Raw genomic sequence first — 10,391 nt, 5'->3', positions numbered from 1 at the left:
CACACAGATTGTCTGATAAATTGTTAAAGAGCGGTGCGACGCGGCGTTCGGCCTGCTGTCGCGAGGTGGCGTATATTACGCTTTCCTCCTTCAGAGTCAAACACTTTTTTCAGCGTTTTTCTCCGGCGGGGTGAATCGCTTCACGCCCTGCTGAGCCGCCTGCGTTGCCGCTTTGCCGTCTCAGTGGTGGCGCATTATAGGGAGTTAATTCTGGCTGACAAGGGTTTATTGCAAAAAAATGATCGTTCGGCCTAAATTTCACCACTACGCGTTATTTTGCGGCAATTTGCCTGGTAACTGTGCGAAATCCTGGGCAAAACGCGTGACTTTCTCCCAGTCGGTGTATTCAACTTCCTTCGATGTATCCGTTTCGCCGCCGGTCATACGCATAATGAACTGAATCATGATGCGATCGAACCAGCGATAGCGTGGATAGCGCAGCGCACCGGCAAACACCGCACAGCGATCCGGTTGCCACGGTGACTGCGCCAGGAACTTACGCGTATAGGCATTGGTTTCCGGCGTGCACTTATCAGCTTTGCGCGCAGTAAGATTGACGCTGAAAAAGCCGCTGACGCGCTGCTGCAGTGCCGCCTTATGTTGCGTGACGAATTTCATCAGCTCGGGCTGGAAGTGACCATAGCGAATCGAGGCACCAATCAGAACGCGATCATACTGTGCCCACTCCACCTGCGGTGCCTGCGCCAGATCCAGCACATCGCACAGCTGCTGCGGTGTCAGCGTGCGGGCAATACGCGCCGCGATTTCACGGGTTTGCCCGTCACGGCTGGAATAAAGAATTAACGCTTTCATCACTCATTCCTGTTTTATTATTCGCGCCAGAAGGTGGGCGTGAACAGCACCAGCAGCGTGAACACTTCAAGGCGTCCAAACAGCATGGTGGAGATTAAAATCCACTTGGCGACATCATTCATCGACGTGAAGTTATCTGCCACCACACCCAGCCCCGGGCCAAGGTTGTTCAGCGTCGCCGCCACCGCGGCGAAGGCCGAGAAGTCATCCACGCCGGTGGCGATAATCGCCAGCATGCTGACCAGAAACACCAGCGCGTAAGCCGAGAAAAAGCCCCACACCGCTTCGAGAATACGTTCCGGCAGCGCACGGTTGCCCAGCTTAATGGTATAGACCGCATTGGGATGCACCAGGCGTTTCAGTTCGCGCGACCCTTGCTTGCACAGCAGCAGAATACGAATCACCTTCAGGCCACCGCCGGTCGAACCCGCCATACCGCCGATAAAGGCTGAACACAGCAGCAGCACCGGCAGGAACAGCGGCCAGCGCGCAATACTGTCGGTGGTAAAGCCCGCCGTCGTCGCCATCGATACCACCTGGAAAAACGCCTGATTGAGGGTTTGCCAGCCGCTGGAATAGACATTATGGAACCACAGCACCAGGGTACAAATCAGCACCAGCGTCAGCTGCACGCCAATGAACATGCGGAATTCCGGATCGCGCCAGTAGACTTTCAGGTTTCGCCCGCTGAGCAACGAGAAGTGCAGGCCGTAGTTACAGCCGGAGATCAGCAGGAAAATCGCCACGATGGTATTAATGGTCGGGCTATTGAAGTAGCCGATGCTGGCATCATGGGTAGAAAAACCGCCGATGGCGATGGTCGAGAAGCTGTGGCCGATAGCATCAAACATCGGCATGCCCGCCAGCCACAGCGCCAGCGCACAGGCCACCGTTAGCAGCACATAAATCAGCCACAGGGTTTTCGCCGTTTCGGCAATGCGCGGGCGCATTTTGTTATCTTTCAGCGGTCCCGGCATCTCGGCGCGGTACAGCTGCATGCCGCCGACGCCGAGAATCGGCAGAATGGCCACCGCCAGCACAATGATCCCCATGCCGCCAAGCCACTGCAGCATCTGCCGATAGAACAGAATCGCTTTGGGCAGCGAGTCGAGCCCTACTAACGTAGTGGCACCGGTGGTGGTTAAGCCCGAGAACGATTCGAAGAAGGCGTCGGTCACCGACAGGTGTGGCTGCTCGGCGAAGATAAACGGCATTGCCCCCACGCTGCCCAGCACGGTCCAGAACAGCACTACAATCAGAAAGCCTTCACGCGGTTTCAGCTCACTCTTTTGTTTGCGGTTGGGCCACCACAGCAGCGAACCGATGACGATCGCCATCATAAACGTCTGACTGAACGCGCGCCCGGCACCGTCGCGATAAATCAGGGCCACTAAGCCAGGCAGGATCATGGTTACCGAGAACAGAATCACCAGCAGGCCCACGATGCGGGTAATGGCGCGAAAATGCATTCAGCCGTTTCCTTTAAACAGATGCGGTTAGTTGTCCAGCGGGATCAGCGCCAAAGCGCCCCGGCTGTAATCAGAAAGGTTTTGCCTGAAGCCATCAATCTGCGGATGGGGCAACGCCAGACGTAGCGTAATGCGATCCTGATAATGGCTCTGTTCAATGCTGCCGTCAAAACGCTGCAGCAGACGCTCTATATCGCTCAGCTGCGCATAGTCACACTGCAGGGTAAAACGTTGCATCGGCACTTTGCGCTGGCGCGTCAGCAGCTTCAGCCCCTGCTGCACGCCGCCACCGTAGGCTTTCACCAGCCCGCCGGTGCCCAGCATGATACCGCCATAATAGCGCACCACCACGGCGGTGATCTCGCCCACGCCGCTGCCCATCAGCTGCGCCAGCATCGGCTTACCGGCCGTGCCGGAGGGTTCGCCATCGTCAGAAAACCCCAGCTGTTGTGAATCATCGGGCGCGCCTGCCACCCAGGCCCAGCAGTGATGCCGCGCGGTCGGGTGTTCGTGCTTTACCTGCTGCACAAAGGCGCGCGCAGCGGCCACCCCATCGGTATGCGCCAGCAGGGTAATAAAGCGGCTCTTTTTGATGGTCTCCTCGCTGAAACTGACGGCCTTAGCGGGAATGTCGTAAGCGTCCATCAGGCCAGATGCAAGTCACGCGTCATGTTTTCGATGCGGCTGGCGTGAATCACCACATTATCCTCAATACGAATGCCCCCGTACGGCTTCAGGGCATCAATCGCCTGCCAGTCAAAGTGCTGACTAAACTTACCGCTGCGCAGCGGCGCCAGCAGTGAATCGATAATATAGAAGCCCGGTTCAATGGTCAGCACCATGCCCGGTTGCAGCACCCGCGTACAGCGCAGATAAGGATACTGCGATGGCGCCGCAAGATGCGTACCGCTGTCGTCCTGCATGAAACCGGCGACGTCGTGCACCTGCAGGCCCAGCGGATGGCCGAGACCGTGCGGCATAAACGGCCCGGTAAGGTTTTCCGCCACCAGCGTCTCTTCACTCAGCCCCTGCACCAGTTCAAACTTCAGCAGCAGACGCGCGATGCGCTGATGCATTTGCAGATGGTAATCGGTATAGCGCACGCCGGCTTTCAGCGTGGCGATCAGCGCCAGCTCTTCTTTATTCATCGCAGCAACCATTTCCGCGTAGCGCGTTTTGCTCTGCGCCGCGTAGCTGCGCGTCAGGTCTGCCGCATAGCCAAGATACTCTGCGCCGGCATCAATCAGGAAGCTGTGACGTTTCGCCGGCGGCTGATGGTCAAGCCGGGTGTAGTGCAACACCGCAGCATGTTCATTCAGCGCGATGATATTGCCATACGGTACATCAATGTCACGGTGGCCGGTGGCGGTCAGATAGGCAAGATTGATATCAAACTCGCTCATGCCGGAGAAGAACGCCTCTTTCGCTGCGCGATGGCCTGCCACCGCCAGCTTCTGCGCTTCGCGCATACAGGCCAGCTCGTAATCGGTTTTGATGCTGCGATGATAATGCAGAAAGTCGATGACGCCCTGAGGATTGATCCCCTCGCTGCGGATGCCCAGCTGGGTGGCGCGAGACGGTACCGGCCCGATATAGGCCACCTTGTCGCGCTGTGCCGGCAACAGCTGAGCGATATCGTCAGCGTTTTTCAGGCCGATGACCTCAACATCCTGGGTCCAGAAGCTGTCCGGCAGTGGCTCGACGTTGTGCCAGTAATCGACCGGCGAGTAGAACCACAGTTTGGGTTTATTCACGCCATCGATCCACAGCCAGCAGTTGGGCACCTGGGTCACTGGCACCCAGGCTTTAAACTGGGGATTCACCTTAAACGGATAGTCATGATCGTCAAGAAATACGGTCAGCAACTCGCCTGAATGAATCAGCATGGCGTCCAGCTTAAAGCGCGCCAGCACCTGTTGCGCACGCTGCTGCAGCGTTGAGATATGCGCGTGATACAGGGTTTTCAGTGAATCCATGGACTTGTCTCCGATGTCGCGAAAGTGGCGGCAGTGTAGCACAGCCGCGCGGGGGATGCCGTGCTGCGCGCGCTGTGATCGCCGTATCAAATAAGCAAACTCTCGTTTGCAAAAAATTAACATGACACCCACACTCCTGATCATCTGGTATGACCAGATCACCTTTCGCGTTTCAGGAGACGGACATGCTCTACCAAGGCGATACCCTTTCAGTGCACTGGCTTGACGATGGCATCGCCGAGCTGGTTTTTGATGCGCCCGGTTCGGTGAACAAACTTGATACCAAAACCGTCGCCGCCTTAGGCGAGGCGCTGAGCGTACTGGAGCAGCAAAGCACGCTGCGCGGCCTGCTGCTCTCTTCCGCCAAACCGGCGTTTATTGTCGGGGCGGATATCACAGAATTCCTGTCGCTGTTTGATGCGCCCGCTGAGCAGCTCAGCCAGTGGCTGACATTCGCCAACAGCATCTTTAATCGTCTGGAAGATTTGCCGGTGCCGACGATCGCCGCCATTGACGGCTACGCACTGGGCGGGGGCTGCGAGTGTGTGCTGGCAACCGACTTCCGCGTGGCCACGCCCACCGCGCGCATTGGCCTGCCAGAAACCAAACTCGGCATTATGCCGGGCTTCGGCGGCAGCGTGCGTCTGCCGCGCCTGCTCGGTGCCGACAGCGCGCTGGAGATCATCGCCGCCGGCAAAGATATTGATGGCCTGGGCGCGCTGAAGCTCGGTCTGGTGGATGCGGTGGTCAGCAGCGAGAAGCTGCGCAGCGCGGCGCTGACCATGCTGCAGGACGCCATAGCCCAGGGCAGCTGGCAGGCGCGTCGTGCGCCGAAGCTGGCACCGCTTAAGCTCAGTCCGATTGAAGCCGCGATGAGTTTTACCCTCGCCAAAAGCATGGTGCAGCAAACCGCCGGTAAACACTATCCAGCGCCGATCGCCGCGGTGCGAACCATCGAAGCGGCAGCGGGCTTAGGCCGTGATGATGCGCTGAAGCTGGAAACCGCTGCTTTTGTGCCGCTGGCGCAGAGTGATGTGGCACGCGCGCTGGTCGGCATCTTCCTCAATGACCAGTACGTAAAAGTCCTGGCGAAGAAACACAGCAGCGCGGCCGGCACGCCAGAGCAGGCGGCGGTACTGGGCGCAGGCATCATGGGCGGCGGGATCGCCTGGCAGTCGGCCTGGAAAGGCGTGCCGGTGAAGATGAAAGATATTAATCCGCAGGCGCTGACGCTGGGCATGAATGAAGCCAGCAAGCTGCTTAACAAGCAGCTGGAGCGCGGCAAAATCGACGGCACGAAGCTGGCGAGCGTGCTGGCGAGCATTCAGCCGACGCTGGATTACAGCGGCTTTGATCGCGCCGATGTGGTGGTCGAAGCGGTGGTCGAGAACCCGCAAATCAAAGCTAAAGTGCTGGCTGAAACCGAGCAGCAGCTGCGGGATGATGCCGTGCTGGCCTCGAATACCTCCACCATTCCAATCAGCCAGCTGGCGCAGGCGCTGCAGCGTCCGCAAAATTTCTGCGGCATGCACTTCTTCAATCCGGTGCCGCGTATGCCGCTGGTCGAAGTGATTCGCGGTGCGCAAACCTCTGAAGCCACCATCAGCAAAGTGGTGGCGTGGGCCAGCAAGATGGGCAAAACGCCGATTGTGGTGAATGACTGCCCCGGCTTCTTTGTGAACCGCGTGCTGTTCCCCTACTTTGCCGCCTTCAGCCTGCTACTGCGCGACGGCGCGGACTTCCGCCAGATCGATAAAGTGATGGAGAAGCAGTTTGGCTGGCCGATGGGGCCGGCGTGGCTGCTGGACGTGGTGGGCATTGATACCGCGCATCATGCGCAACAGGTGATGGCGCAGGGCTTCCCGTCGCGGATGCAGAAAGATTACCGCGATGCCATTGATGTGCTGTTCGAAGCCAAACGCTACGGCCAGAAAAACGGCCAGGGCTTTTACCGCTGGGAACAGGATAAAAAAGGCAAAGCGCAGAAGCGCGCCGATGTGGAGGTCGATGCGCTGCTGGAGCCGGTATGTGAACCGAAGCGGGTATTCAGCGATGAAGAGATCGCCAACCGCATGATGCTGCCAATGCTCAACGAAGTGGTGCGCTGCCTCGAAGAAAACATCATTGCTTCGCCCGCCGAGGCGGATATGGCGCTGGTGTATGGCTTAGGCTTCCCGCCGTTCCGCGGTGGCGCGTTCCGCTATATGGACACGCTGGGCATCAGCAATGTCGTCGATCAGGCTAAACGCTACCTCGCGCTCGGCCCACTGTACGCGCTGCCTGAGCTGCTGGTTCAGAAAGCCCACCAGCATCAGAGCTGGTATCCCGTCGCTCAACCGATTGACGCAGCGGCGCTGCAAACTGCCTGAGGTAATGAACATGGAAAACGCAGTGATTGTTGATGCCGTGCGCACGCCGATGGGCCGTTCCAAAGGCGGCGCCTTTCGCCAGGTGCGCGCCGAGGATCTCTCCGCCCATCTGATGCGCGAACTCCTCAGCCGCAATCCGGCCGTCGATGCCGCCGCGCTGGATGACATTATCTGGGGCTGCGTGCAGCAGACGCTGGAACAGGGCTTTAATATCGCCCGCAACGCCGCGCTGCTGGCGGAGATCCCGCATCGCGTGCCGGCCAGCACCGTTAACCGCCTGTGCGGCTCGTCCATGCAGGCGCTGCACGATGCGGCGCGCGCGATTATGGTCGGCGATGCCCACAGCTGTCTGATTGGCGGCGTGGAACATATGGGCCACGTACCGATGAACCACGGCGTGGATTTTCATCCTGGCCTGGGGCGTACCGTGGCGAAAGCGGCGGGCATGATGGGGCTGACCGCCGAGATGCTGGCGCGCATGCACCACATCAGCCGTGAACAGCAGGATGCCTTCGCGCTGCGTTCACACCAGCGCGCTGCGGCCGCCACTCAGCGCGGTGATTTCAAACGCGAAATCGTGCCGACCTACGGCCACGATGCCGATGGCGTGCTGAAACGCTATGACAGCGATGAAGTGATTCGCGAAGACACCAGCCTTGAAGGCTTAGCCGCGCTGCGTCCGGCGTTCGATCCGGTCAACGGCACGGTTACCGCCGGCAGTTCGTCGGCGCTGTCCGACGGCGCGGCCGCCATGCTGATCATGAGCGAAAGCCGCGCGCGCGAACTGGGGCTGTCGCCGCGCGCACGCATCCGCAGCATGGCGGTGGTCGGCTGTGATCCGTCGATCATGGGTTACGGCCCGGTACCGGCCAGTAAGCTGGCGCTGAAGCGCGCCGGGCTGAGCGTGCAGGATATCGATCTGTTCGAGCTCAATGAAGCCTTCGCCGCGCAGACGCTGCCGTGCCTGAAAGATTTAGGGCTGCTGGAGCAGCTGGATGAGAAAGTGAACCTTAACGGCGGCGCAATCGCACTCGGGCATCCGCTGGGATGTTCCGGCGCTCGTATCAGCACGACGTTGCTGAATCTGATGGAGCGACGCGATGCACAGTTTGGTCTGGCAACCATGTGCATTGGCTTAGGCCAGGGCATCGCGACGGTATTTGAACGGGTTTAATACGTTGACCACTACATTTGCACGTGTTCCCGCCCAACCGGGCGGGCTTTTTTTTGCAGCGGCACGTGCATGCGCACCGTGTCACGCATCAGATAAAGGCAAACGCATCGCCATACATCTGCGCTTCTAACGCACCACGTTCGGCACAGAAGCGCTCGCGGGCAATTTTTGCCATCTCAAACCGGCCAGCAATATAGATATCGTGTCCGCTCAGGCTGGCATAATCCTGCATCACCGCGGTCAGCACCGTGCCGCTGCGCCCCTGCCAGTCCTCCGCCGGCTGCTCCACCACCGGAATCACTTTCAGGTTCGGATGCTTCACCGCCAGCGCATTGAGCTCATCCAGATCGTACAGATGTCTCAGCTCGCGGCCGCCCCAGTAGATAGCGATATCGCGATCCGGCTGCTGCGCCAGCGCGGTCAGCAGAATCGAACGCGCATAGGAGAAGCCAGTGCCGCCGGCAATCAGCACAATCGGCCGCGCGCTGTCTTCACGCAGCCAGGCGTCGCCGTGCGGCATATCCACGGTGATCTGCCGATCGTTTTTGATGCGATCCATCACCGCCATGGCGTACAGGTTCAGCTCTGAGGCACCAATGTGCAGCTCAATGATGTCCTTTTCCATTGGCGTCGATGCCAGCGAAAACGGGCGCTTGTCGCGCTCATCCATCACCACCATCAGATACTGGCCGGCGCGGAAGCTAAAATCCGCCGCCGGAATTAACCGCACGCGGTAAACCGTGTCCGTAATTGCTTCAACCGAAGTCACTTTGCAGCTTAACGTCGTCATAGGTGCCCTTTTTTATGGTTCTCAGCCGCCATCAGCGCTGCGGCGGCTCGGCAAAGATCGCTAACTCATCCCAGATTGCATCAATACGCGCCGTAACCGCAGGATCTTTCACAATCGGCGTCCCCCATTCACGCTGGGTTTCACCCGGCCACTTGTTGGTGGCATCCAGTCCCATCTTCGAGCCAAGTCCGGAAACCGGCGAAGCGAAGTCGAGATAGTCAATTGGCGTGTTTTCTACCAGTACCGTATCGCGCGCCGGATCCATTCGCGTGGTGATGGCCCAAATCACGTCGTTCCAGTCACGCGCGTTGACGTCATCGTCACACACAATCACAAACTTGGTGTACATAAACTGGCGCAGGAACGACCACACGCCGAACATCACGCGCTTGGCGTGACCGGCATACTGTTTTTTAATCGTCACTACCGCGAGGCGATAAGAGCAGCCTTCCGGCGGCAGATAGAAATCCACAATCTCCGGGAACTGTTTGATCAGAATCGGCACCAGCACTTCGTTCAGCGCCACGCCCAGTACCGCGGGCTCATCCGGCGGACGGCCGGTGTAGGTGGAGTGGTAAATCGGGTTGCGCCGCTGGGTTACGTGCGTCACGGTAAATACCGGGAAGCTGTCTACTTCATTGTAGTAGCCGGTGTGATCGCCGTACGGCCCTTCCGGCGCCATGTCGCCCGGTTCGATGTAGCCTTCCAGCACGATTTCGGCGCTGGCCGGCACTTCCAGATCGTTCGAGACGCACTTCACCACCTCGGTTTTGTTGCCGCGCAGCAGACCGGCAAACGCATATTCCGATAGCGTATCCGGCACCGGCGTGACCGCGCCAAGAATGGTGGCCGGATCGGCGCCCAGCGCTACCGCCACCGGGAAGCGTTCACCGGGATGCGCTTTGCACCACTCCTGGAAATCCAGCGCGCCACCGCGATGCGACAGCCAGCGCATGATCACCCGATTTTTACCAATCACCTGCTGACGATAAATGCCGAGGTTCTGCCGCTCTTTGTGCGGTCCGCGCGAGACGGTTAATCCCCAGGTAATCAGCGGCGCCGCATCGCCCGGCCAGCATTTCATGACCGGGATGCGCGCCAGATCGACCTCGTCACCGCTGAAAATCTCTTCCTGACACGGCGCATTACGCAGCCGTTTGGTCGGCATGTTCAGCACCTGTTTGAACTGCGGCATCTTATCGAACAGATCGCGGAACCCCTTCGGCGGCTCCGGCTCTTTCAGAAACGCCAGCAGCTTACCCACTTCGCGCAGCGCGCTGACCTCTTCCTGGCCCATACCCATTGCTACGCGCTTCGGCGTGCCAAACAGATTGCACAGCACCGGCATGCTGTAGCCCTTCGGGTTTTCGAACAGCAGCGCCGGGCCACCGGCCCGCAGCGTGCGGTCGGCGATTTCGGTCATCTCGAGGACAGGATCGATCTCCTGAGTGATGCGCTTTAACTCGCCGCGCTGTTCCAGCAGCGCGAGAAAGTCTCGTAAATCCTGATATTTCATGCGGCGTTAGTCTTCCGGCCAGAGTGAAGCGTCATTATAAGTTTGTTCACGCCAGCGTGTTTGAGTTTCTGCGTCAGGCGGGCTGACAGGAAAACGGCACCAGCGACTGCAGGGCCAGCACATCGTGATAAGCGGCAATCGCTTCACCGTGACGGAACACTTTGAAATCTTCACCGCGCGCGCTGTAGTAGCGCAGACGGTTCTCACTGACGTGCAGGAAGCTGGCTTCACGCAGCGCAATCACCGACTCCTGCGGATTCACCGCGCAGAATTCGGCCAGACGC

At 59.1% G+C, this 10,391-nt stretch carries 8 protein-coding genes and 1 pseudogene; 2 read left to right on the top strand and 7 right to left on the bottom strand.

Annotated features, from left to right (window positions below; translation table 11 throughout):
• Positions 1 to 264 precede the first annotated feature (264 nt).
• From hemG to pepQ, 4 genes are read right to left on the bottom strand one after another with little or no spacing between them, the layout of a single operon-like run.
• Positions 265 to 813, bottom strand: coding sequence for a menaquinone-dependent protoporphyrinogen IX dehydrogenase (hemG, locus tag ERD80_RS14245; protein ID WP_058781596.1), 549 nt, complete (start codon positions 811 to 813; stop codon positions 265 to 267).
• 17 nt (positions 814 to 830) lie between these two features.
• The gene (trkH, locus tag ERD80_RS14240; protein WP_021506935.1) at positions 831 to 2,282 is read right to left on the bottom strand and encodes a Trk system potassium transporter TrkH; all 1,452 of its coding nucleotides are present in this window, start codon (positions 2,280 to 2,282) and stop codon (positions 831 to 833) included.
• 27 nt (positions 2,283 to 2,309) lie between these two features.
• Positions 2,310 to 2,927 carry an IMPACT family protein gene (locus ERD80_RS14235; RefSeq protein ID WP_136547341.1) on the bottom strand — a complete coding sequence of 206 codons (618 nt, stop codon included), beginning with the start codon at positions 2,925 to 2,927 and terminating at the stop codon, positions 2,310 to 2,312.
• The gene (gene pepQ / locus ERD80_RS14230) at positions 2,927 to 4,258 is read right to left on the bottom strand and encodes a Xaa-Pro dipeptidase (protein WP_132465979.1); all 1,332 of its coding nucleotides are present in this window, start codon (positions 4,256 to 4,258) and stop codon (positions 2,927 to 2,929) included. Before pepQ ends, ERD80_RS14235 begins: the two co-directional genes overlap by 1 nt.
• Positions 4,259 to 4,443: 185 nt before the next feature.
• Between pepQ and fadB the strand changes: the two genes are divergently transcribed.
• Together fadB and fadA are read left to right on the top strand one after the other, a co-directional pair.
• Positions 4,444 to 6,627, top strand: coding sequence for a fatty acid oxidation complex subunit alpha FadB (gene fadB, locus ERD80_RS14225; protein ID WP_136547339.1), 2,184 nt, complete (start codon positions 4,444 to 4,446; stop codon positions 6,625 to 6,627).
• Between the two features lie 10 nt (positions 6,628 to 6,637).
• Positions 6,638 to 7,801, top strand: a complete 1,164-nt coding sequence (gene fadA, locus ERD80_RS14220; protein WP_136547337.1) for an acetyl-CoA C-acyltransferase FadA — start codon at positions 6,638 to 6,640, stop codon at positions 7,799 to 7,801.
• A gap of 88 nt (positions 7,802 to 7,889) precedes the next feature.
• Here fadA and fre read toward each other — a convergent pair whose 3' ends face one another.
• The 3 genes and pseudogenes from fre to ERD80_RS14205 form a co-directional block, all read right to left on the bottom strand.
• Positions 7,890 to 8,591 (bottom strand): NAD(P)H-flavin reductase, encoded by a 702-nt coding sequence (gene fre / locus ERD80_RS14215; RefSeq protein WP_021506940.1) that lies wholly within the window; start codon positions 8,589 to 8,591, stop codon positions 7,890 to 7,892.
• Between the two features lie 31 nt (positions 8,592 to 8,622).
• The gene (gene ubiD / locus ERD80_RS14210) at positions 8,623 to 10,107 is read right to left on the bottom strand and encodes a 4-hydroxy-3-polyprenylbenzoate decarboxylase (protein WP_021506941.1); all 1,485 of its coding nucleotides are present in this window, start codon (positions 10,105 to 10,107) and stop codon (positions 8,623 to 8,625) included.
• Positions 10,108 to 10,180: 73 nt separating this feature from the next.
• Positions 10,181 to 10,391 (bottom strand): annotated as a pseudogene (locus tag ERD80_RS14205) (dipeptidase PepE); the annotation flags it as partial.

The sequence above is a fragment of the Pantoea sp. R102 genome (assembly GCF_004916815.1).
In the GTDB taxonomy this organism is placed as follows: Bacteria; Pseudomonadota; Gammaproteobacteria; order Enterobacterales; family Enterobacteriaceae; genus Pantoea; species Pantoea dispersa.
The sequence above is the reverse complement of the archived record's forward strand: the minus strand, read 5'-3'. Positions and strand labels throughout refer to the sequence as shown.